General features: G+C 50.5%; 22 protein-coding genes, 1 rRNA gene and 1 other annotated feature. Of the genes, 10 read left to right on the top strand and 13 right to left on the bottom strand.

Features of this window, described 5'->3' with window-relative positions; all coding sequences use genetic code 11:
• Nucleotides 1–12: 12 nt before the first annotated feature.
• From OGY01_RS08880 to rluD, 4 genes are all read right to left on the bottom strand, one after another.
• Nucleotides 13–1,554 (bottom strand): 16S ribosomal RNA (locus OGY01_RS08880).
• 448 nt (nt 1,555–2,002) lie between these two features.
• A complete protein-coding gene (clpB, locus tag OGY01_RS08875) occupies nt 2,003–4,576 on the bottom strand; it encodes an ATP-dependent chaperone ClpB (protein WP_045446336.1) in 2,574 nt (857 codons plus the stop codon).
• A 129-nt stretch (nt 4,577–4,705) separates the two neighbouring features.
• The gene (yfiH, locus tag OGY01_RS08870; RefSeq protein ID WP_286492925.1) at nt 4,706–5,437 is read right to left on the bottom strand and encodes a purine nucleoside phosphorylase YfiH; all 732 of its coding nucleotides are present in this window, start codon (nt 5,435–5,437) and stop codon (nt 4,706–4,708) included.
• On the bottom strand, nt 5,434–6,414 hold the full coding sequence (gene rluD, locus OGY01_RS08865) for a 23S rRNA pseudouridine(1911/1915/1917) synthase RluD (RefSeq protein ID WP_286492924.1): 981 nt from the start codon (nt 6,412–6,414) through the stop codon (nt 5,434–5,436). The genes yfiH and rluD overlap by 4 nt, the downstream gene beginning before the upstream one ends.
• A 131-nt stretch (nt 6,415–6,545) precedes the next feature.
• Here rluD and bamD point away from each other — a divergent pair, with 131 nt between their 5' ends.
• From bamD to pheA, 4 genes are all read left to right on the top strand, one after another.
• Complete coding sequence (gene bamD / locus OGY01_RS08860; RefSeq protein WP_136345265.1) at nt 6,546–7,283, top strand: outer membrane protein assembly factor BamD; 738 nt, start codon at nt 6,546–6,548, stop codon at nt 7,281–7,283.
• 269 nt (nt 7,284–7,552) lie between these two features.
• Entirely contained in the window at nt 7,553–7,891 is a 339-nt protein-coding gene (raiA, locus tag OGY01_RS08855) for a ribosome-associated translation inhibitor RaiA (protein WP_045446346.1), read from the top strand.
• Between the two features lie 102 nt (nt 7,892–7,993).
• Nucleotides 7,994–8,119, top strand: a sequence feature (Phe leader region).
• Nucleotides 7,995–8,042: a pheA operon leader peptide PheL gene (gene pheL / locus OGY01_RS08850; RefSeq protein ID WP_100250063.1), complete on the top strand. Its 48-nt coding sequence runs from the start codon at nt 7,995–7,997 to the stop codon at nt 8,040–8,042. It overlaps the preceding feature by 48 nt.
• A gap of 22 nt (nt 8,120–8,141) precedes the next feature.
• Nucleotides 8,142–9,302, top strand: coding sequence for a bifunctional chorismate mutase/prephenate dehydratase (gene pheA / locus OGY01_RS08845; protein WP_045446349.1), 1,161 nt, complete (start codon nt 8,142–8,144; stop codon nt 9,300–9,302).
• A gap of 100 nt (nt 9,303–9,402) precedes the next feature.
• On the opposite strand, the gene tyrA is transcribed toward pheA, so the two are convergent.
• A complete protein-coding gene (tyrA, locus tag OGY01_RS08840) occupies nt 9,403–10,524 on the bottom strand; it encodes a bifunctional chorismate mutase/prephenate dehydrogenase (protein ID WP_045446352.1) in 1,122 nt (373 codons plus the stop codon).
• A gap of 10 nt (nt 10,525–10,534) precedes the next feature.
• On the bottom strand, nt 10,535–11,605 hold the full coding sequence (gene aroF / locus OGY01_RS08835; RefSeq protein ID WP_045446355.1) for a 3-deoxy-7-phosphoheptulonate synthase AroF: 1,071 nt from the start codon (nt 11,603–11,605) through the stop codon (nt 10,535–10,537).
• 218 nt (nt 11,606–11,823) lie between these two features.
• Between aroF and OGY01_RS08830 the strand changes: the two genes are divergently transcribed.
• The 4 genes from OGY01_RS08830 (at nt 11,824) to OGY01_RS08815 (ending at nt 14,588) form a co-directional block, all read left to right on the top strand.
• Complete coding sequence (locus OGY01_RS08830) at nt 11,824–12,198, top strand: DUF2799 domain-containing protein (RefSeq protein ID WP_045446358.1); 375 nt, start codon at nt 11,824–11,826, stop codon at nt 12,196–12,198.
• 157 nt (nt 12,199–12,355) lie between these two features.
• A complete protein-coding gene (gene yfiR, locus OGY01_RS08825; RefSeq protein WP_045446360.1) occupies nt 12,356–12,874 on the top strand; it encodes a regulatory sequestration protein YfiR in 519 nt (172 codons plus the stop codon).
• The gene (gene dgcN, locus OGY01_RS08820; protein WP_045446363.1) at nt 12,867–14,093 is read left to right on the top strand and encodes a diguanylate cyclase DgcN/YfiN; all 1,227 of its coding nucleotides are present in this window, start codon (nt 12,867–12,869) and stop codon (nt 14,091–14,093) included. Before yfiR ends, dgcN begins: the two co-directional genes overlap by 8 nt.
• Before the next feature lie 12 nt (nt 14,094–14,105).
• Entirely contained in the window at nt 14,106–14,588 is a 483-nt protein-coding gene (locus OGY01_RS08815) for an OmpA family protein (RefSeq protein ID WP_045446366.1), read from the top strand.
• A 3-nt stretch (nt 14,589–14,591) separates the two neighbouring features.
• Here the strand turns inward: OGY01_RS08815 and OGY01_RS08810 are convergent, their stop codons facing one another.
• From OGY01_RS08810 to ffh, 7 genes are all read right to left on the bottom strand, one after another.
• Nucleotides 14,592–15,953, bottom strand: coding sequence for a PepSY-associated TM helix domain-containing protein (locus OGY01_RS08810; protein ID WP_286492922.1), 1,362 nt, complete (start codon nt 15,951–15,953; stop codon nt 14,592–14,594).
• Nucleotides 15,954–16,016: 63 nt separating this feature from the next.
• Nucleotides 16,017–16,427, bottom strand: a complete 411-nt coding sequence (locus OGY01_RS08805) for a DUF2946 domain-containing protein (RefSeq protein ID WP_404842369.1) — start codon at nt 16,425–16,427, stop codon at nt 16,017–16,019.
• 134 nt (nt 16,428–16,561) lie between these two features.
• Entirely contained in the window at nt 16,562–16,909 is a 348-nt protein-coding gene (rplS, locus tag OGY01_RS08800) for a 50S ribosomal protein L19 (RefSeq protein WP_004104634.1), read from the bottom strand.
• A 39-nt stretch (nt 16,910–16,948) separates the two neighbouring features.
• Entirely contained in the window at nt 16,949–17,716 is a 768-nt protein-coding gene (trmD, locus tag OGY01_RS08795; protein WP_003031232.1) for a tRNA (guanosine(37)-N1)-methyltransferase TrmD, read from the bottom strand.
• Nucleotides 17,717–17,760: 44 nt separating this feature from the next.
• Complete coding sequence (gene rimM / locus OGY01_RS08790) at nt 17,761–18,309, bottom strand: ribosome maturation factor RimM (RefSeq protein ID WP_191239006.1); 549 nt, start codon at nt 18,307–18,309, stop codon at nt 17,761–17,763.
• 18 nt (nt 18,310–18,327) lie between these two features.
• A complete protein-coding gene (gene rpsP / locus OGY01_RS08785) occupies nt 18,328–18,576 on the bottom strand; it encodes a 30S ribosomal protein S16 (RefSeq protein WP_003031228.1) in 249 nt (82 codons plus the stop codon).
• Between the two features lie 312 nt (nt 18,577–18,888).
• Nucleotides 18,889–20,250, bottom strand: a complete 1,362-nt coding sequence (gene ffh, locus OGY01_RS08780; RefSeq protein ID WP_045446375.1) for a signal recognition particle protein — start codon at nt 20,248–20,250, stop codon at nt 18,889–18,891.
• Nucleotides 20,251–20,416: 166 nt separating this feature from the next.
• Between ffh and OGY01_RS08775 the strand changes: the two genes are divergently transcribed.
• Nucleotides 20,417–21,208, top strand: a complete 792-nt coding sequence (locus tag OGY01_RS08775) for a cytochrome C assembly family protein (RefSeq protein ID WP_045449751.1) — start codon at nt 20,417–20,419, stop codon at nt 21,206–21,208.
• Nucleotides 21,209–21,226: 18 nt separating this feature from the next.
• Entirely contained in the window at nt 21,227–22,513 is a 1,287-nt protein-coding gene (locus OGY01_RS08770) for an HlyC/CorC family transporter (RefSeq protein ID WP_045446378.1), read from the top strand.
• Nucleotides 22,514–22,538 lie beyond the last annotated feature (25 nt).

Genomic DNA, 22,538 nt, shown 5'->3' with positions numbered 1-22,538 from the left:
GGTTCTTTAAGGTAAGGAGGTGATCCAACCGCAGGTTCCCCTACGGTTACCTTGTTACGACTTCACCCCAGTCATGAATCACAAAGTGGTAAGCGCCCTCCCGAAGGTTAAGCTACCTACTTCTTTTGCAACCCACTCCCATGGTGTGACGGGCGGTGTGTACAAGGCCCGGGAACGTATTCACCGTGGCATTCTGATCCACGATTACTAGCGATTCCGACTTCATGGAGTCGAGTTGCAGACTCCAATCCGGACTACGACATACTTTATGAGGTCCGCTTGCTCTCGCGAGGTCGCTTCTCTTTGTATATGCCATTGTAGCACGTGTGTAGCCCTACTCGTAAGGGCCATGATGACTTGACGTCATCCCCACCTTCCTCCAGTTTATCACTGGCAGTCTCCTTTGAGTTCCCGGCCGGACCGCTGGCAACAAAGGATAAGGGTTGCGCTCGTTGCGGGACTTAACCCAACATTTCACAACACGAGCTGACGACAGCCATGCAGCACCTGTCTCAGAGTTCCCGAAGGCACCAAAGCATCTCTGCTAAGTTCTCTGGATGTCAAGAGTAGGTAAGGTTCTTCGCGTTGCATCGAATTAAACCACATGCTCCACCGCTTGTGCGGGCCCCCGTCAATTCATTTGAGTTTTAACCTTGCGGCCGTACTCCCCAGGCGGTCGACTTAACGCGTTAGCTCCGGAAGCCACGCCTCAAGGGCACAACCTCCAAGTCGACATCGTTTACGGCGTGGACTACCAGGGTATCTAATCCTGTTTGCTCCCCACGCTTTCGCACCTGAGCGTCAGTCTTTGTCCAGGGGGCCGCCTTCGCCACCGGTATTCCTCCAGATCTCTACGCATTTCACCGCTACACCTGGAATTCTACCCCCCTCTACAAGACTCTAGCCTGCCAGTTTCGGATGCAGTTCCCAGGTTGAGCCCGGGGATTTCACATCCGACTTGACAGACCGCCTGCGTGCGCTTTACGCCCAGTAATTCCGATTAACGCTTGCACCCTCCGTATTACCGCGGCTGCTGGCACGGAGTTAGCCGGTGCTTCTTCTGCGAGTAACGTCAATTGCTGAGGTTATTAACCTCAACACCTTCCTCCTCGCTGAAAGTACTTTACAACCCGAAGGCCTTCTTCATACACGCGGCATGGCTGCATCAGGCTTGCGCCCATTGTGCAATATTCCCCACTGCTGCCTCCCGTAGGAGTCTGGACCGTGTCTCAGTTCCAGTGTGGCTGGTCATCCTCTCAGACCAGCTAGGGATCGTCGCCTAGGTGAGCCGTTACCCCACCTACTAGCTAATCCCATCTGGGCACATCCGATGGCAAGAGGCCCGAAGGTCCCCCTCTTTGGTCTTGCGACGTTATGCGGTATTAGCTACCGTTTCCAGTAGTTATCCCCCTCCATCGGGCAGTTTCCCAGACATTACTCACCCGTCCGCCACTCGTCACCCAAGGAGCAAGCTCCTCTGTGCTACCGTTCGACTTGCATGTGTTAGGCCTGCCGCCAGCGTTCAATCTGAGCCATGATCAAACTCTTCAATTTAAGTTTGATGCTCGTGAATTAAACTTCGTAATGAATTACGTGTTCACTCAGAGACTTGGTATTCATTTTTCGTCTTGCGACGTTAAGAATCCGTATCATTGAGTGCCCACACAGATTGTCTGATAAATTGTTAAAGAGCAGTGCCGCTTCGCTTTTTCTCAGCGGCGCGGGGTGTGCATATTACGCCATCCCGCTTCAGAGTCAAGCATTTATTTTTGCTTTTCTCCGCGAAGTTCTCAGTGGAACCCCGCTGACCCGGCGGCCTGTAGCCCGTTGTTCCGTGTCAGTGGAGGCGCATTATAGGGAGTTATTTCAGGCTGACAAGTTAAAAATATAAAAAACCTATCAATCGATTACTTTTCAATCAATATATGTGATACAAACCCATTAGAGCCTTCTTTTTAAACAAAAACGGGTCCTGACGGACCCGTTTTTGATGTTTTGCGGCTTACTGCACTGCCACAATACGATCGTCATTCACTTCCAGGCGAATCGTTTTGCCCGGCATCAGCTCACCAGACAGGATTTGCTGTGCCAGCGGGTTTTCGATCTGCTGCTGAATAGCACGTTTCAATGGACGCGCCCCGTAAACAGGATCGTAGCCATTCGCACTCAGCAGTTTAAGCGCCTCATCAGAAATGTGGATTTCATAGCCACGTTCTTCCAGACGTTTGTACAGACGCTGCAACTGAATCTGGGCAATAGATGCAATGTGTTGTTCCCCAAGAGGATGGAATACAACAACTTCATCTATACGGTTGATGAATTCCGGACGGAAGTTTTGGCTCACAACTCCCAGCACCAGATCTTTCATATGGCCGTAATCGAGTTCACCGAAACGTTCCTGAATCAAGTCTGAACCGAGGTTAGAGGTCATAATCACTACCGTATTACGGAAGTCAACCGTTCTCCCCTGCCCGTCAGTCAGGCGGCCGTCATCAAGTACCTGCAGCAGAATATTGAACACATCCGGATGCGCTTTTTCAACTTCATCCAGCAAAATGACCGAATAAGGACGACGACGCACTGCTTCCGTCAGGTATCCACCTTCTTCATAACCGACATATCCCGGAGGCGCCCCTACCAGACGAGACACGGAGTGTTTCTCCATAAACTCGGACATATCGATACGTACCATTGCGTCATCGCTGTCGAACATAAAGTTGGCCAGCGCTTTGCACAGTTCAGTTTTACCCACACCGGTTGGTCCAAGGAACAGGAACGAACCAATCGGGCGATTAGGATCGGACAGCCCAGCACGGCTACGGCGAATAGCGTTAGAAACAGCTTCGACCGCCTCATTCTGCCCAATGACGCGACTATGCAGTTCCTGCTCCATCCGCAGCAGTTTTTCACGTTCACCTTCCAGCATTCTGGCGACCGGGATCCCCGTCCAGCGCGCCAGCACTTCAGCAATTTCCGCATCAGTCACTTTATTACGCAACAGACGCATCGTTTTGCCTTCGGACTGGGTGGCTGCTTCCAGCTGTTTTTCCAGCTCAGGAATTTTACCGTATTGTAATTCGGACATCCGCGCCAGGTCGCCAACACGACGAGCCTGTTCAATCGCGATTTTCGCCTGCTCCAGTTCAGCCTTGATGGTTTGCGTTCCGGAGAGTGACGCTTTTTCCGCTTTCCATTCTTCCTCTAACTCAGAATACTGACGTTCTTTCTCGTCCAGCTCTTCGTTGAGCATATCAAGGCGTTTCTTGCTCGCCTCATCAGACTCTTTCATCAACGCCTGCTGCTCCAGTTTCAACTGGATAATTCGGCGGTCGAGTCGGTCCAGTTCTTCCGGCTTGGAGTCAATCTGCATACGAATGCTGGACGCGGCTTCATCGATTAGATCGATGGCTTTATCCGGTAGCTGACGGTCAGCGATATAGCGATGGGACAGCGTCGCTGCTGCAACAATTGCCGGGTCAGTTATCTGCACGTGGTGGTGCAGTTCGTAACGTTCTTTCAAACCACGCAGAATGGCAATGGTGTCTTCTACTGAAGGCTCAGCGACAAACACTTTCTGGAAACGACGCTCCAGCGCAGCATCTTTTTCGATATACTGACGATATTCATCGAGCGTCGTGGCACCCACGCAGTGAAGTTCCCCACGCGCCAGCGCTGGTTTCAGCATGTTCCCGGCATCCATTGCGCCATCCGCTTTACCTGCACCTACCATAGTATGCAATTCATCGATAAACAGAATGACGTTGCCTTCCTGTTTCGAAAGATCGTTCAGAACACCTTTCAGACGTTCTTCAAACTCACCACGATATTTCGCCCCAGCCACCAGCGCGCCCATATCCAGCGCCAGTACGCGACGGCCTTTTAAACCTTCTGGCACCTCACCATTAATGATTCGCTGAGCAAGGCCTTCAACGATTGCCGTCTTACCGACACCAGGCTCACCAATTAATACCGGGTTGTTTTTAGTACGACGTTGCAGTACCTGAATGGTACGACGAATTTCTTCATCACGCCCAATAACCGGATCGAGCTTGCCCTGTTCGGCACGTTCGGTCAGATCAACAGTATATTTTTTCAAGGCTTGACGTTGGTCTTCAGCCCCTTGGTCGTTCACGCTTTCACCTCCACGCATCTGTTCAATTGCCTGAGTGATATTGGCGGTCGTCGCCCCCGCTGATTTTAATAAATCTGTCAGCGTACCGCGCGACTCAAGCGCCGCCAGAACGAACAGTTCTGACGAAATAAAGTTGTCCCCACGCTTTTGCGCCAGCTTGTCGCAAAGATTCAGTACACGCACCAGTTCTTGAGAAGGCTGCACATCACCGCCGGTACCTTCTACCTGCGGTAAACGGCTCAACGCCTGATCAATAGCTGTACGTAACTGGCCGGCATTAATGCCAGCAGACGTTAATAAAGGACGTACCGATCCCCCTTCCTGATTCAGCAAGGCGCTCATTAGATGAAGTGGTTCGATGAATTGGTTGTCGTGCCCCAATGCGAGTGACTGGGCATCGGCAAGAGCAAGCTGGAATTTATTAGTAAGACGATCCAGACGCATAACTCCTCCCATAACAGGTCAAAATTGCTACTGGAGATTAAATGAGGTCATCCCTCAATTATTCAAGGTGAATGACCTGAATTATGTGAAAAGAAAATTACGCGTACCGGATCGTCTTGATTCTTTAGGTTATATCAGCCAAATAAAACTTGCCATACGACCCGTGGTATTGTCGCGACGATAAGAGAAGAAAGTCTCACTTTCGCTGAAGGTGCAATGGTCGCCTCCGTAGAGGTTCTCAACCCCGACATTTGCCAGACGCTGGCGCGCTAGTTGATAGATATCTGCCAAATACTTTTCACCGCGAGCCTGAAATGCGCTTTCCGCTTGCGGATCTATTGCCATAAACGCTTCGCGGACTTCTGGTCCCACCTCAAAAGCGTTCGGGCCAATCGCCGGCCCTAACCAGGCAATAATGTTTTCAGGTTTATCAGTAAAACACGACACCGTCTCTTCCAGGACACCCGCACATAGCCCGCGCCAGCCCGCATGGGCCGCCGCGACTTCCGTTCCTGCTCGGTTACAGAACAGCACTGGCAAACAGTCCGCCGTCATCACCGCACATACGGTGCCTGGCGTATTGCTCCAGGAGGCATCTGCACGCTTTGAAGAGTAAGGCCCGCCGCTAAGCTTGAGGACATCTTTACCATGAACCTGTTCTAGCCAGACGGGTTTCGAAGGCAGATTGCCCGCAGCCAACAGCCGATTGCGGTTCTCTTCAACATGCTCCGGGTTATCGCCGCAATGGGCCCCCAGATTCAGCGAATCATAAGGCGGCATACTGACACCGCCAATACGTGTAGAACTACAGGCTGCGACGCCTTGTGGCAGCGGCCACTGCGGGACAATTAGCTTACTCATAACCAGGCAACATCATCCTTATGTTCTTCGAAATCGGCACGCATCACCGCGATCAGATCAACCATATCTTGTGGAATCGGCGCGTGCCATTCCATTTCGATACCAGAGATCGGGTGATACAGGCGCAGCATGGTGGCATGCAGTGCCTGACGATCAAATTTACGCAGCGTAGAAATGAATTCGTCCGATGCGCCTTTCGGTGGGCGTGGACGACCACCGTAAACCTGATCGCCCACCAACGGATGGGTGATATGCGCCATGTGCACGCGGATCTGGTGCGTACGTCCGGTTTCCAGACGCAGCCGCAGACGCGTGTGCACACGGAAGTGCTCCATAATACGATAGTGAGTCACCGCCGGTTTACCCATTGGATGGACTGACATATGCGTACGTTTGGTTGGATGACGACTGATCGGTTCTTCAACCGTACCACCCGCAGTCATATGACCGATTGCCACAGCCTCATATTCACGCGTGATTTCACGCAGCTGCAACGACTCTACCAGACGCGTTTGTGCCGGAACGGTTTTTGCCACCACCATTAATCCGGTCGTGTCTTTATCCAGGCGGTGCACAATACCGGCCCGCGGAACATCCGCTATTGGCGGGTAGTAATGCAGTAACGCATTCAGTACCGTACCATCCGGATTACCGGCGCCCGGATGTACCACGAGGTCACGTGATTTGTTGATGACAAGAATGTCATCATCTTCATAAACGATATCCAACGGGATATCCTGAGCTTCAAAACGGACTTCTTCATCAATTTCAGCATTGATGGAGACTCGTTCTCCACCTAACACTTTTTCTTTCGGTTTATCGCAAAGATGACCATTTACCAGCACGCGCTGATCGAGGATCCATTCTTTTATGCGTGAACGCGAATAATCAGGGAACAATTCGGCCAAAGCCTGATCTAAGCGTTGACCGAGCTGATTTTCGGAGACTGTTGCGGTGAGTTCTACTCGTTGTGCCATAAACTGCTTCTTCGTTTAACGTTGGGTTTTACGGCTTTGCCGTTTAATATAGTGTGCTATTGTAGCTGGTCTTAACCGGGAGCAGGAACAGAGAATCTCCCGTAAAACATTTTGAGGAAAGTCAAAACGTCATGACGCGCATGAAATATCTGGTGGCAGCAGCCACGTTGAGCCTGTTTTTGGCGGGTTGCTCTGGTTCAAAGGAAGAGGTGCCCGATAATCCGCCAAATGAAATTTACGCGACTGCTCAGCAAAAGCTGCAGGACGGTAACTGGAAACAGGCAATAACGCAATTGGAAGCGTTGGATAACCGTTATCCATTTGGACCGTATTCTCAGCAGGTGCAATTAGATCTCATCTACGCCTACTACAAAAACGCCGATCTGCCACTTGCTCAGGCTGCTATCGATCGTTTTATCCGCCTGAACCCGACACATCCTAACATTGATTACGTCATGTACATGCGTGGCCTGACCAATATGGCGTTGGATGATAGCGCACTGCAAGGATTCTTTGGTGTCGATCGCAGCGATCGCGATCCTCAGCATGCCCGAGCTGCGTTTAATGACTTTTCCAAACTGGTACGCGGTTATCCGAATAGCCAGTACACGACGGATGCCACCAAACGACTGGTCTTCCTGAAAGATCGCCTGGCTAAGTATGAGTACTCCGTTGCTGAATACTACACTGCACGTGGCGCATGGGTTGCAGTTGTGAACCGAGTGGAAGGAATGCTGCGCGATTTCCCGGATACACAGGCAACACGTGATGCTCTACCGTTGATGGAAAACGCCTATCGCCAGATGCAGATGAATGCACAGGCCGAAAAAGTGGCGAAAATTATTGCCGCCAACAGCAGCAACACCTGATTTATCTGTAAATGCAAAACGGCAGCCTTTGGGCTGCCGTTTTTTTATCCGTTGACGCTGTAACTGAAGCGGTTTAGCTGCAACGCATCCAGTCAAATATGGCCTGCTTTCAGGTATTCCTCAAGTAATAAATCACCTGTTCCTGCGGTGCCTCACAAAAAGGTTTTCTTGACAAAAAGCGACAAAAAAATGTGATTTAAATCACACATTTTGACATTAGGAACGGTATGCTGGAATCACCAAGACGGGAAAGACAAGAGGTAAAATTTATGACAATGAACATTACCAGTAAACAAATGGAAATTACTCCGGCAATTCGCCAGCATGTCGCAGACCGTCTCGCCAAATTAGATAAATGGCAAACTCATCTGATTAATCCACATATCGTCCTGTCCAAGGAGCCACAGGGTTTCATTGCTGATGCCACCATCAATACACCGAACGGACATCTGGTCGCCAGCGCAAAACACGAAGATATGTACACCGCAATTAACGATTTGATCAACAAGCTGGAACGGCAGCTCAATAAAGTGCAGCACAAAGGCGAAGCCCGTCGTGCAACAACTTCAGTAAAAGACGCCAACTTCGTCGAAGCAGAAGAAGAGTAGTCCCTTACATTGAGTGTATCGCCAACGCGCCTTCGGGCGCGTTTTTTGTTGACAGGGTGAAAACAGTACAGGTACTTTACTGTCGTAGCCAAAGGAAAATTACATGAAACTTGTCCCGTTCTTCTTCGCATTCTTTTTTACCTTCCCCTGAATGGGAGGCGTTTCGTCGTGTGATAAAGAATGCGAAGACGAACAATAAGGCCTCCCACAACGGGGGGCCTTTTTTATTGATAACAAGAAAGGCAACACTATGACATCGGAAAACCCGTTACTGGCGCTGCGAGAGAAGATAAGCACGCTGGATGAAAAATTACTGGCTTTGCTGGCTGAGCGACGTGGACTGGCCGTAGAAGTCGGCAAAGCTAAGCTGCTTTCTCATCGTCCCGTTCGCGATATTGACCGCGAACGTGATCTGTTAGACCGGTTGATTCAGCTTGGTAAAACACATCACCTCGACGCACACTACATCACCCGACTATTCCAGCTCATCATCGAAGACTCCGTACTCACCCAACAGGCGCTCCTTCAGCAGCATCTGAACAAGATCAACCCACACTCAGCACGGGTCGCTTTTCTGGGGCCAAAAGGCTCGTATTCTCACCTTGCAGCACGTCAGTATGCCGCACGCCACTTTGAGCAGTTTATTGAGAGCGGCTGCGCAAAATTTGCCGATATTTTCAACCAGGTAGAAACAGGGCAAGCCGACTACGCGGTGGTACCGATTGAAAACACCAGTTCCGGTGCGATCAACGATGTCTACGACCTCCTGCAACATACCAGCCTTTCTATCGTGGGGGAGATGACGATCACTATCGACCACTGTGTGCTGGTTTCCGGTACTGCGGATCTAAATAGCATTGAAACCGTGTACAGCCACCCGCAACCGTTCCAGCAGTGCAGCAAGTTTCTCAACCGCTATCCACACTGGAAGATCGAGTATACAGAAAGCACCTCTGCTGCAATGGAAAAGGTCGCGCAGGCCAACTCACCACACGTAGCGGCTCTTGGAAGCGAGGCCGGTGGCGTACTGCATGGTCTGCAGGTCCTCGCACATATTGAAGCCAATCAGTCGCAAAATATTACCCGTTTTGTCGTGCTGGCACGCAAGGCAATAAATGTTTCCGACCAGGTTCCGGCGAAAACCACGCTGCTAATGGCGACGGGTCAGCAGGCTGGTGCGCTGGTTGAAGCGCTCCTGGTGCTGCGTAACCATAATCTGATAATGACTAAACTGGAATCACGCCCGATTCACGGCAATCCGTGGGAAGAGATGTTTTATCTCGATATACAGGCCAATCTGGAATCACCAGAGATGCAAAAAGCATTGAAGGAGCTGGGGGAAATTACCCGTTCGATGAAAGTACTTGGCTGTTATCCAAGTGAGAATGTAGTGCCGGTCAATCCGAGCTAAAGTGTGACAATGCCGGATAGCGCTACGCTAATCCGGCCTACGATTCATACGATTTTGTAGGCCGGATAAGACGCGTAAGCGTTGCCATCCGGCATTTTACTTACTGGCGACTGTCGTTAGCCTGGCGCAACAGAGTACGGCTTTCACTCTGAAAACGTTTAGCATAATCACCAAACCAGTGTTCAACCTTACGGAAGCTGTCGATAAAGGCCTGCTTGTCCCCCTGTTCCAGTAAACCAATCGCTTCGCCAAAACGTTTGTAATAACGTTTGATCAGCGCGAGGTTACTCTCTGAAGACATAATAATATCGGCATACAACTGCGGATCCTGGGCAAACAGCCGTCCTACCATCGCCAGTTCAAGGCGGTAGATCGGTGAAGAGAGCGCCAGCAACTGCTCCAGTTGCACATTCTCCTCTGCTAAATGCAAGCCGTAAGCAAACGTCGCAAAATGACGCAACGCCTGGATAAAGGCCATATTCTGGTCATGCTCAACGGCGCTAATCCGATGTAGCCGCGCGCCCCAGACCTGAATCTGTTCCAGGAACCACTGATAAGCTTCCGGCTGACGCCCGTCACACCACACAACCACCTGCTTTGCCAGGCTGCCGCTGTCCGGGCCAAACATCGGATGTAAACCCACTACGGGACCATCGTGCGCCGCCAGCATCGCCTGCAGCGGGCCATTTTTCACCGAGGCCAGATCGACCAGGATACAGTCAGCAGGCAAGCGCGGTAATTTCGCAATAACCTGCTCCGTGACGTGAATTGGCACACTGACAATCACCATTCCGGCGTCAGCCACAATTTCCTGCGCACGATCCCAGTCCTGCTGTTCGAGAATACGCACCTGATAACCCGACAGGGTGAGCATTTTTTCAAACAGCCGCCCCATCTGACCGCCGCCACCGACGATCACCACCGGACGCAGAGAAGGACAAAGCGTTTTAAAGCCTTTGTCATTCTCGCTGGAGTAAGACTCGCGCATTACCCGACGTAAAACATCCTCAATAAGATCTGGAGGGACTCCGAGCGCTTCTGCCTCCGCACGGCGCGAAGCCAGCATAGATGCCTCGCGCTCAGGTACGTAGATCGGTAGCCCAAAGCGGCTTTTAACTTCGCCGACTTCAGCAACCAGTTCCAGACGGCGCGCAAGTAAATCCAGTAGCGCCTTATCCACTTCATCAATTTGATCGCGCAACGCGGTCAATTCAGCAACCATAACTAACCTCTTAAACCAGGCGCGTCGCCAGATGGCCGTTCAAGTCTTTGCTAATTTCACGCAACAACGCGTCCGTCATTTCCCAGCTAATGCAGGCGTCAGTTACAGAGACGCCGTATTTCATTTCACTGCGCGGTTGCTCGGAGGACTGGTTGCCTTCGTGAATATTACTTTCAATCATCAGGCCGATGATTGAACGGTTGCCATCTTTAATTTGAGCAACCACAGACTCAGCCACGGCTGGCTGACGACGGTAATCTTTATTGGAGTTACCATGACTGCAATCTACCATCAGTGAAGGCCGCAGTCCCGCCTGCTCCATCTCTTTTTCGCACTGTGCTACGTCTGCCGGACTGTAATTCGGCGCTTTACCGCCACGCAGGATCACATGGCCATCCGGGTTACCCTGGGTTTGCAGCAATGCAACCTGCCCTGCCTGGTTAATGCCAACAAAGCGGTGCGACTGCGCAGCTGCGCGCATGGCATTGATTGCTGTCGCCAGGCTGCCGTCAGTTCCGTTTTTAAAGCCTACCGGCATGGACAAACCCGAAGCCATTTCACGGTGAGTCTGCGATTCAGTCGTACGCGCACCAATAGCTGACCAGCTAAACAGATCGCCCAGGTATTGCGGACTGTTTGGATCTAATGCTTCCGTTGCCAGCGGCAGCCCCATATTAACCAGCTCAAGCAGCAGTTGACGCGCAATCTTCAGGCCTGCTTCTACATCAAAAGAGCCATCCATATGAGGATCGTTAATCAACCCTTTCCAGCCGACGGTGGTACGGGGTTTTTCAAAATAAACGCGCATCACCAGATAGAGGCTATCGCTGACCTCTGCGGCAAGGGTCTTAAATCGACGAGCATATTCAAGAGCAGTTTCAGGGTCATGAATTGAGCAAGGACCACATACCACCAACAGACGCGGATCGCGACCCGCTATAATGTCAGAAATGGTTTTGCGCGATTGAGCAATTTGCTCCTCTTGCGCCAGGCTCAACGGGAATTCCGTTTTGAGTTGTTCCGGGGTCATCAGAACCTGTTCGTCGGTGATATGTACGTTGTTCAGCGCGTCTTTTTGCATGGTGGTGATCCTGTTTAGCTCGTTTGCGATAGTGTCCTCTGCGAGGAGGAGATAACGATAACATAACAGGTAAAGATTTCAATCCACAATCCGTAAATTTTAATTTACACAACTACATTTTAACGCAAAAAACTGGCCTATAGATGTACATTTAAATTTACACCCCCTCATATTTCAGATCCACTATGCTTTTTTAATAAACCCAGGGAGTACAGGCAATGAAGCAACTCATCAGCACCCTATTTGTATTATTTCTTAGCGGCTGCCAGATAGATCCTTATACCCACGCCCCCACATGGACCAGTACCGACTGGTACGATGCGGGGATACAAGACTCTATTTCGGGTAATGTCATTAAAGATAATGAAATACTTGCCGACAACTACAATGATCCAGAGGTCGATCGTCCACAATATCTTAAGGGTTATGCCGAGGGACAAAGAAAAATCTGTCAGCCAGACTTTGTCTATGCACGAGGATTGAGCGGAAAAACCTTCCCCCCAGCTTGCGATACTGTCGAGAATGTCAGCCAATTACACAGTGCCTGGCAAAAAGGAGCAAACGAGGGAGCCGCCTCAACAAGATTAAATTAAACAAAGACTTACAATTCACCAATCACTGAGGTTTAGCTTAGGTCGTCAATATTAGCCCTCCAGATATAATGACGCCCTGAAAAAATAATGTTATTTTGCTACAAACAATCGCCAATTTATTTCGACGTATACAGCTGACGCTAGTAGGTAACATCTCATGAGCTTTTCTTATCGACTCATACTTCTACTGGCACTGCTCATGACCGGGTTACCGTTGTTTGCCCAAAGCATGACTGAAGAAGCAAAATCTGTACGTTCAATGGTTGCCGGCATCGTCAGTTACACTCGCTGGCCAGCACTTTCAGGTCCACCAAAACTGTGTATTTTCTCTTCATCACGTTTTTCCAGCGTACTGCAAGATACCAGTTCTGCGGCGTTGCCTTATCTTCCCGTCATTGTTCATACGGACCAGGAAGTTTTAGTTGCACAGTGTGATGGTTTTTATTTTGGTAAAGAATCGCCTACATACCAGGTGGAATTAAAGAATAAATATCCATCTAAGGCATTGTTATTAATTGCTGAACAGAATACTGAATGCGTTATTGGTAGCGCCTTCTGCCTCATAATTAATGATAAAGACGTAAGATTTTCCGTAAATATGGATGCCCTGTCGCGCAGCGGTGTAAGGGTTAGTCCAGACGTATTGATGCTGGCACGGAATAATAAGCATGGATAAGGGTATTTCTCCCATAAAACGCCCGACGTTTAAACGGACATTACGGCGTATCAGCATAATCAGCGTTCTGGTAACAATGACGCTGATCTGGCTGCTGCTTAGCATTTCTTCCGTGTTAGCTTTAAAGCAATATGCGCAAAAAAATCTGGATTTGACCGCCGCGACTATGACTCACTCGCTTGAAGCCGCGTTAGTCTTTTCTGATGGCTTTGCCGCAACAGAAACACTGGCTGCACTGGGGAAACAAGGGCAATTTTCAGTTGCCGAAGTACGCAACCAGGATCAAAAAGTGATCGCCACCTGGCGCTATGACGCACAGGATACAACAGACAAAATCAGCGGACTGATAAGCCACTGGCTTTTCCCACAACCGGTTACTCAGCCCATTATGCACAATGGTAACGTTATCGGTGAAGTATGCGTGGTTGCGCGCGATAGCGTGATCAGCCATTTTATTTATTTGTCATTAGCCGTTCTTACCGGATGCATTTTATTGGCATCGGGTATTGCATTAATGCTCACTCGCTATTTACACAACGGCGTTGTGGAGGCTCTGCAGAATATTACTGAAGTGGTGCATGATGTTCGTACTAACCGTAACTTCTCGCGACGAGTTTCAGAAGAACGTATTGAAGAGTTTCATCTTTTTGCTCAAGACTTTAATAGTCTGCTGGATGAGATGGAAGAATGGCAGCTACGGCTCCAGGCCAAGAATGCACAACTATTGCGTACCGCACTGCATGACCCTCTTACCGGTCTTGCTAATCGGGCCGCATTTCGTAACAGCATTAACGCCCTGATGAACGACAAAGACGCTCACGGTAGTTCGGCGTTGTTATTCCTCGATGGTGATAACTTTAAATTTATTAATGACACCTGGGGGCATGCTGCAGGCGATCGGGTTCTGATTGAAGTCGCCAAAAGACTGGCCGAATTTGGTGGCAATCGCCATCAACCGTACCGTCTGGGAGGGGATGAATTTGCCATGGTGTTGTACAGCGTTCATTCAGAACACGAAGTTGAGCACATTTGTACCGCACTGTCGCAAGAGTTTAACCGACCTTTTGACCTTGATAATGGTCATCTGGCAAGCATGACGCTAAGCATCGGTTTTGCGCTGACGTGGGAACATGCCTCTGCTGAAAAATTACAAGAACTGGCCGATCACAATATGTATCAGGCGAAACATTTGCGTTCTCAACGCATAATTAAAAAATAAGGAATTACACACATGCTGAAACGTCTATTATCCCCGTTTATTTTGATAATGCTGATTCTGGCAGGCTGTCAGGCTCCTCAGGGTAAATTTACACCTGAACAAATTGCAGCCATGAAATCATACGGGTTTACTGAAGCTTCGGGAGACTGGTCTCTGGGTCTGTCCGATACCATCCTGTTTGATAAAAACGACTATAAACTCCGCCCTGAAAGTGAAAAACAGATCCAGGAAATGGCATCCAAACTGGCTGCTACCGGCTTGAACCACGCTCGTCTGGATGGTCATACCGACAACTATGGTGAAGACAGCTACAATGAGGCTCTGTCACTCAAGCGTGCTAACGTAGTTGCAGATGCCTGGGCTCAGGGTGCTAACATCCCCAGAACTAATCTGACGACGCAGGGACTGGGTAAAAAATACCCGATCGCCAGTAACCAGACGTCAAAAGGTCGTGCCGAAAACCGCCGTGTTGCGGTGGTTATCAGCACGCCTTAATCATCACTCGGCTGACTGCGCCAGAACAGTATGCGAAGCACTGAACCAGCGCAGCCAGTCAATTGCTATAAAAAACAAAAGACTAATACCTGCAACTGGCATCAAGGCCCCCAGAACAATCGCCACCGCCAGCACAGCAAATCGCCCTTTCCCATTGAGCATCAGCCAGCACTGAACCAGCGTCTGTGCCGGGTTAACCGCTGAACGAGCGGGTCGACGAATCCACCACAGTCGATAGCCAATCACAATCATCAGGCAAAGCCCTGCACCAAAGATAATCAACAGCCATTGATTCAATTGACCAAACAGGATCCCCATATGGAAATCAACGCCCCAACGCGTCAGTTTCGCGATTAACGGGAAATCAGCAAATCGCGTCCGGTCGATTACCTGCATCGTTGTCGCATCAATAGAAACCGCATCGACCTGAGTAGGCCAACGGCGGTCAATCTCAGTGACGGTCCAACCATGCTGTGTATCTTTTGCCGGGCGGATCTCCAGCTTTTTAGCCTTTATCCCCGCCGCCTGCGCCACACGTAAAACGACATCAAACTGGTTACCGTCAATGACACTCATTGCGGGCATCACCATTTCAGCGTGATGCCCGGCATGGTCATGGTGAGATTCTATGGCGCCATGGAGTTGAGTATTGACCTGCGGCGTCAGCCAGCCAAAAGCCGCGCGCATTTTATCCACATTCCCCCCAGCCCATTGTGACCAGGTCAACCCTGTAGCGGAGAACAACAACATTCCCCCCAACAGAAACCACCCCAGCACTACGTGTAAGCGACGGCTGTTTTGCACACGATTATTCAGCCTGCGTTTTGGTCGCGTAAAAAACCAAAGCGCGATGCCGCCCAGGGCCGCTATCCACATCCAGGATGCCGCCAGTTCACTATACAGACGCCCTGTATCGCCCAGCAGCAAAGAACGGTGAGCATAGTCGATCCATTGTCGCAGAGGTAAGATCCCACTGGTGCCATATACGGTCATATCCCCATTTACCGACAGCGTAACCGGGTCGATAAAAATCGCCCGGTTTTCTGAGGGAGCCAGTGTCGGATCAGCAAACATGACCCGGGTTGTTGTCCCTGGCTCCAGAGCAGGCCGTACCGCATGCACACGCAACTGATTGCCGGTTATCTGCTGCGCTTTTGCAACTTGAGCCGCCAGCGATTGCAGCTCCCCTGGTCCTGTTCCCTGAAGCGCTCGTGAGTAAATCGCCTCTTCCAGCTGAGGCGTGGCGACATAGAGTGTACCGGTAAGCGCCGCTACAAAGATAAATGGTCCGACGAACAGACCGATATAGAAATGAAGGCGTCGCAGCAGGGCTACCCATGCCGCACGCGGGGTGCAGGTTGTCATACTTTTCCTTAGAAAAAGCAAAAGAGTGTCGTAGCGCTTATGCGTACAAACGTATTGTTAGAATCAGGAAAAAGCAGGCCTGCGCGGCGGCGCACGGGTATCGGGATAAAGCCAGGGGAAAAAGTGCCAGAATGTCGCTGTAGGATGCAACGGCATTTTTTTCTGAATAAGTAACACACCACACAGCAGGATCACCAGCGCCAGTATCAGCCCGGGGACATGAGCCAACAGGACACAATAGCCGCACGCTTCTCCGTGATCGACAGGCATCGTCATCGGTGCTGCACTCGAATGAGTTTCAGCGTGCTCCGCCATCATGCTCATGTCATGGTGCATACCCGGCATAGTGCTCATGGGATCTTGTTGCAAAGAGACAGAAATCAGCGGCGCAACGACGATCAACAGGATCGCAAACAACGCAAACCATGCCGCGTATCGTTGATTAATTGACTGAGAAGTTACACCAATAGCCACTGTTCCTCCGGCAACGAAGAGTCATTGTAAATGATTTATGAACTAATGGTTAACAATGTGAGTTTCAACGATATAAAAAAAGGGGCCAGCCAATTGGCCAGCCCCTTCTGTCAGGATGTCGCCTGAGCGATATCTTAGTTAAGACGCTCTTTGATACGAGCAGACTTACCAGTACGCTCACGCAGGTAGTACAGTTTAGCTTTACGAACAGCACCACGACGTTTGACAGAAATGCTGTCAACTACCGGAGAGTGAGTCTGGAAGACACGCTCAACGCCTTCGCCGTTGGAGATTTTACGAACAGTGAATGCAGAGTGCAGACCGCGGTTACGAATAGCGATAACCACGCCCTCGAATGCCTGCAGACGTTTTTTGGAACCTTCAACAACCCATACTTTCACTTCCACGGTATCACCCGGACGGAAGGAAGGTACGTCCTGCTTCATCTGTTCTTGTTCAAGTTGCTTAATAATGTTGCTCATAATTTAATCTCTTATCCTGGGTAAACTGATATTGGGGGCTTACGCCTGCCCATCATGTTTATGTTGCTGTTGTGCGTGTTCCTTTTTGAACTCCGCCAGCAACCTTGCTTGCTCTTCAGTCAGAGCCAGGTTTTCCAGAAGTTCAGGTCTTCTAAGCCAGGTCCGGCCCAGCGACTGTTTCAAACGCCAGCGACGTATCTCAGCGTGGTTCCCCGACAGTAAAACTGCCGGTACTTCCATCTGTTCTAACACTTCAGGTCGGGTATAGTGTGGGCAGTCCAGCAACCCGTCAGCAAACGAATCTTCGATTGCTGATGCTTCATGACCCAGAACTCCCGGAATAAACCGGGAAACGGAGTCGATCAGCGTCATTGCTGGTAACTCACCACCGCTGAGAACGTAATCGCCGATTGACCATTCTTCATCAATTTCGGTTTGAATCACGCGCTCATCTATTCCTTCATAGCGACCACACACCAGAATCAGCTTCTGATTCGTGGCCAGTTCGCTAACGCCCGCTTGATCAAGCTTGCGTCCCTGAGGTGACAGATAAATCACCTTTGCGCCTTCACCAGCCGCAGCTTTTGCTGCATGAATGGCGTCCCGTAAAGGTTGCACCATCATTAACATCCCCGGTCCGCCGCCGTAAGGACGATCGTCCACGGTACGGTGTCGGTCATGAGTAAAGTCACGAGGACTCCAGCTCTGGATGTTCAGCAGACCATTTTTTACTGCCCGGCCAGTTACTCCGTAATCGGTAATTGCGCGGAACATTTCTGGAAACAGGCTAACGATACCTATAAACACAAGCCAATCCCCATAACGCCGACTTTTACCGTTTATCCGGTGGTTTAAAAACCAGGATCCCAATCTACTTCGATAGTACGAGTAGCGAGATCGACTTTCTTGATAACCTGCCCATCGAGGAACGGTACTAAACGTTCCTTGATACCAAACGCATCTTTCAGGTTTGCCTTAATGACGATTACGTCATTCGATCCGGTTTCCATCATATCGACGACTTTACCGAGATCGTAGCCTTCAGTGGTCACTACCTGACAGCCCATAAGGTCTTTCCAGTAGTAAGAACCATCTTCCAGCGCTGGCAACTGCGAGGAATCTACGACAATTTCGCAATTCGTCAGTAGATTCGCCGAATCACGATCGTCAACGCCTTTCAGCTTGATGATCAGATCCTGATTGTGGTGCTTCCAGCTTTCCAGCTGTACTTGCTGCCACTGACCCGCCTTCTGGATAAACCAAGGCTGATAGTCAAAAATGCTTTCGGCGTCTTCAGTGGAAGAAAACACTCTGAGCCAACCACGGATACCGTAAGAAGACCCCATTTTACCCAAAACGATGGGGTCCACGGGTGCCTGTGCGGCGAGTTGCTTGCTCATCATGACCACCGTGACAGATTAAGCTGCTTTGTTTGCTGCTTTGATCAGCGTAGCTACGCGATCAGAAATAGTCGCGCCCTGGCCAACCCAGTGAGCGATGCGATCCAGATCCAGGCGAGTGCCTTCTTCTTTTTCGCTAGCGATTGGGTTAAAGAAGCCAACGCGCTCAATGAAGCGACCGTTGCGTGCATTACGGCTGTCGGTGACAACAACCTGGTAGAACGGACGCTTTTTAGCGCCGTGACGAGCTAAACGAATAGTTACCATAACATCCTCTTGTGTGAATAAAACACCGGGCCCCATCGAGGGAAGGGACCCGGTGTCATATTAAAAGCCCGAAAATTTTACTGATTTCTGGGAAAAAAGCAATCAGCATGTGATGAAGCTTTATGCCAGGGCGTTACCGTTGCAGCCAGTTTGGCGTCGGCGTGCACGCAGAAAGCGGAGCATACACGCAGTTCGTGAGCATTTACTCGCTCCGCTCGCCCTGCGGGTCGCCCTGAAGTGCGTTCAAAACACTATAGTGTTTTGTTGAGCACACTCCGGCGTCAAAATGGCAAACAAGGTAGCCCGATATATTTATCTACCAGGGAAGCCTGGCGGCATCATGCCCTTCATATTCCGCATCATCTTCGCCATTCCGCCCTTCTTCATTTTCTTCATCATGCGCTGCATGTCGTCGAACTGTTTCAGAAGACGGTTAACATCCTGTACCTGCATACCACAGCCCAGTGCGATACGGCGTTTGCGAGAACCTTTGATAATTTCCGGCTTGGCGCGTTCTTTCATCGTCATTGAGTTGATGATGGCTTCCATACGCACCAGCACTTTATCGTCCATCTGCGATTTCACGTTGTCAGGAATCTGACCCATACCCGGCAGCTTGCCCATCAGGCTTGCCATACCGCCCATGTTTTTCATCTGTTTAAGCTGCTCTAAGAAGTCGTTCAGGTCGAAACCGTCGCCCTTCTTCAGCTTGGTCGCCAGCTTTTCAGCCTGCGCGCGGTCAACCTTGCTCTCAATATCTTCAATAAGCGACAACACATCGCCCATACCGAGAATACGCGAAGCAATACGATCCGGATGGAACGGCTCCAGCGCTTCTGTTTTTTCACCCACACCGAGGAATTTAATCGGCTTACCGGTGATATGACGAATAGAGAGCGCAGCACCGCCACGGGCATCACCATCGACTTTAGTCAGAACCACACCGGTTAACGGCAGTGCTTCGTTAAACGCTTTTGCGGTATTCGCGGCGTCCTGACCAGTCATGGCATCGACAACAAACAGCGTTTCTACCGGATTGATAGACGCGTGGACCTGTTTGATTTCGTCCATCATGGCTTCGTCAACGTGTAAACGACCAGCGGTATCCACCAGCAACACGTCGTAGAACTTGAGTTTGGCTTCTTTCAGCGCGGCGTTAACGATATCAACCGGCTTCTGACCAACATCAGACGGGAAGAAGTCCACACCGACCTGCTCGGCCAGCGTTTCCAGCTGCTTGATCGCCGCCGGGCGATATACGTCAGCGGATACGACCAGCACTTTCTTCTTGTGCTTCTCGCGCAGGAATTTACCCAGTTTACCGACGCTGGTTGTTTTACCCGCACCTTGCAAACCCGCCATCAGAACGACGGCCGGAGGTTGCGCAGCCAGATTCAACGTCTGGTTTTCTTCGCCCATTGCCGCAACCAGTTCGTTACGGACAATCTTGACGAACTCCTGCCCTGGCGTCAGGCTTTTGTTAACTTCATGACCAACCGCTTTCTCTTTTACGCGATTGATAAACTCACGCACTACCGGCAGCGCAACGTCAGCCTCCAGCAGCGCCATGCGCACTTCGCGCAGCGTTTCTTTAACGTTGTCTTCAGTAAGGCGTCCACGGCCACTGATATTGCGCAGCGTGCGCGACAAACGATCGGTTAAATTATCAAACATTGTCTCTCGCCTGGGGTGGAAACGGTCGGTCGCGACAGCGACACATCAACAGAAATTTGTCGCAGTATAACATGAAGCCGCCTTTGTTGTTATGCAACGGTTGGAGCAGCGGTCACGTAACGCTATACTGCTTTTCTTTATCACTGGCCAAACTGTCGACACATATATGCCCGTTTTTGCTCTGTTCGCCCTTGTCGCCTATTCCATCAGCCTCGCGCTGATCGTTCCCGCCCTGCTGCAGAAAAACAGCGGCTGGCGGCGCATGGCTATTCTTTCGGCGGTTATCGCGCTGGTATGCCACGCTTTTGCCCTGGAAGCTCGTATTCTGCCCGGAGGCGAAAGCGGACAAAACCTGAGCCTGCTGAACGTTGGTTCACTGGTCAGCCTGATGATTTGTACCGTAATGACCATCGTAGCCTCACGCAATCGTGGTTGGCTATTGCTGCCGATTGTTTATGCCTTCGCATTGATCAATCTGGCATGCGCCACGTTTATGCCCAACGAGTACATCACCCATCTCGAAGCCACGCCGGGTATGATGATCCATATCGGACTGTCGCTATTATCTTATGCAACGTTAATCATTGCCGCACTGTATGCGCTGCAGTTGGCGTGGATCGATTATCAGCTCAAAAACAAAAAACTGGCTTTCAACAACGAAATGCCGCCGTTGATGAGCATTGAACGTAAAATGTTTCATATCACCCAGATAGGCGTAGTTCTGTTGACGCTGACCCTGTGTACTGGCCTGTTTTACATGCATAACCTGTTCAGTACGGAAAATATAGACAAAGCCGTTCTCTCTATCGTGGCATGGTTTGTCTATATCGTTCTGCTGTGGGGGCATTACCATGAGGGCTGGCGCGGACGTCGTGTCGTGTGGTTTAACGTCGCGGGCGCAGGCATTCTGACGCTGGCCTATTTCGGCAGCCGCATACTGCAGCAGCTTGTGAGTTAAGTCTTTAAGGAACCCTACGTGGAACATATCTCCACCACCACGCTCATTGTCACTCTTCTCATCATGGTGGTTATTTCTGCCTACTTTTCCGGCTCTGAAACCGGAATGATGACCCTGAACCGCTACCGTCTACGTCACCGGGCAAAACAGGGTAACCGTCAGGCAAAACGCGTTGAAAAATTACTTCGTAAGCCAGACCGCCTGATAAGCCTGGTGCTCATCGGTAATAACCTGGTAAATATCCTGGCCTCGGCGCTCGGTACCATTGTCGGTATGCGCCTGTATGGCGATGCGGGTGTGGCGATTGCCACCGGTGTTCTGACTTTCGTCGTGCTGGTGTTTGCCGAAGTGTTGCCGAAAACTATTGCCGCGCTGTACCCGGAAAAGGTCGCCTATCCCAGCAGCGTATTGCTTGCCCCATTGCAAATACTGATGATGCCACTGGTCTGGTTGCTTAATACCATCACGCGTCTGCTGATGCGCCTGATGGGCATTAAAACGGATATCGTGGTGAGCGGTTCGCTGAGTAAAGATGAACTTCGTACCCTGGTGAATGAATCGCGCTCGCAAATCTCTCGCCGTAACCAGGATATGCTGCTGTCAGTGCTGGATCTGGAAAAAGTCAGCGTTGACGACATCATGGTACCGCGCAACGAAATTATCGGTATTGATATTAACGATGACTGGAAATCAATCGTGCGCCAGTTGTCGCACTCCCCGCACGGTCGCATTGTGCTGTACCGTGACTCGCTGGACGACGCCATCAGCATGCTGCGCGTACGTGAAGCCTGGCGCCTGATGGCCGAGAAAAAAGAGTTTACCAAAGAGACTATGCTACGCGCCGCCGACGAAATCTATTTCGTCCCGGAAGGCACACCGCTCAGCACCCAGTTGATTAAATTTCAGCGTAATAAAAAGAAGGTGGGTCTGGTGGTCAACGAATATGGTGATATTCAGGGACTGGTCACGGTCGAAGATATTCTGGAAGAGATTGTCGGCGACTTCACCACCTCAATGTCACCAACGCTTGCAGAGGAAGTCACGCCGCAGAATGACGGTTCAGTGATTATTGACGGCAGCGCCAACGTTCGTGAAATCAACAAAGCCTTTAACTGGCACTTACCGGAAGATGACGCGAGAACGGTGAACGGCATTATTCTTGAAGCGCTGGAAGAGATCCCGATTGCCGGTACGCGAGTGCGCATTGGTCAGTACGATATCGATATTCTCGACGTGCAGGACAATATGATTAAGCAGGTACAGGTATTACCGGTAAAACCGCTGCGCGAGAGCGTGGGAGACTAGGAAGATGATTGTAGGCCGGGTAAAA

The sequence above is a fragment of the Citrobacter sp. Cm038 genome (assembly GCF_030333105.1).
GTDB lineage: Bacteria > Pseudomonadota > Gammaproteobacteria > Enterobacterales > Enterobacteriaceae > Citrobacter > Citrobacter murliniae.
This window is presented reverse-complemented; position numbering and strand designations above follow the sequence as displayed.

Bases quoted from the DNA above. Each gene is read 5' to 3' on its own strand.
- clpB (WP_045446336.1), bottom strand. From the start codon at position 4,576: ATGCGTCTGGATCGTCTTACTAATAAATTCCAGCTTGCTCTTGCCGAT.
- yfiH (WP_286492925.1), bottom strand. From the start codon at position 5,437: ATGAGTAAGCTAATTGTCCCGCAGTGGCCGCTGCCACAAGGCGTCGCA.
- rluD (WP_286492924.1), bottom strand. From the start codon at position 6,414: ATGGCACAACGAGTAGAACTCACCGCAACAGTCTCCGAAAATCAGCTC.
- bamD (WP_136345265.1), top strand. From the start codon at position 6,546: ATGACGCGCATGAAATATCTGGTGGCAGCAGCCACGTTGAGCCTGTTT.
- raiA (WP_045446346.1), top strand. From the start codon at position 7,553: ATGACAATGAACATTACCAGTAAACAAATGGAAATTACTCCGGCAATT.
- pheA (WP_045446349.1), top strand. From the start codon at position 8,142: ATGACATCGGAAAACCCGTTACTGGCGCTGCGAGAGAAGATAAGCACG.
- tyrA (WP_045446352.1), bottom strand. From the start codon at position 10,524: ATGGTTGCTGAATTGACCGCGTTGCGCGATCAAATTGATGAAGTGGAT.
- aroF (WP_045446355.1), bottom strand. From the start codon at position 11,605: ATGCAAAAAGACGCGCTGAACAACGTACATATCACCGACGAACAGGTT.
- OGY01_RS08830 (WP_045446358.1), top strand. From the start codon at position 11,824: ATGAAGCAACTCATCAGCACCCTATTTGTATTATTTCTTAGCGGCTGC.
- yfiR (WP_045446360.1), top strand. From the start codon at position 12,356: ATGAGCTTTTCTTATCGACTCATACTTCTACTGGCACTGCTCATGACC.
- dgcN (WP_045446363.1), top strand. From the start codon at position 12,867: ATGGATAAGGGTATTTCTCCCATAAAACGCCCGACGTTTAAACGGACA.
- OGY01_RS08815 (WP_045446366.1), top strand. From the start codon at position 14,106: ATGCTGAAACGTCTATTATCCCCGTTTATTTTGATAATGCTGATTCTG.
- OGY01_RS08810 (WP_286492922.1), bottom strand. From the start codon at position 15,953: ATGACAACCTGCACCCCGCGTGCGGCATGGGTAGCCCTGCTGCGACGC.
- rplS (WP_004104634.1), bottom strand. From the start codon at position 16,909: ATGAGCAACATTATTAAGCAACTTGAACAAGAACAGATGAAGCAGGAC.
- rimM (WP_191239006.1), bottom strand. From the start codon at position 18,309: ATGAGCAAGCAACTCGCCGCACAGGCACCCGTGGACCCCATCGTTTTG.
- rpsP (WP_003031228.1), bottom strand. From the start codon at position 18,576: ATGGTAACTATTCGTTTAGCTCGTCACGGCGCTAAAAAGCGTCCGTTC.
- ffh (WP_045446375.1), bottom strand. From the start codon at position 20,250: ATGTTTGATAATTTAACCGATCGTTTGTCGCGCACGCTGCGCAATATC.
- OGY01_RS08775 (WP_045449751.1), top strand. From the start codon at position 20,417: ATGCCCGTTTTTGCTCTGTTCGCCCTTGTCGCCTATTCCATCAGCCTC.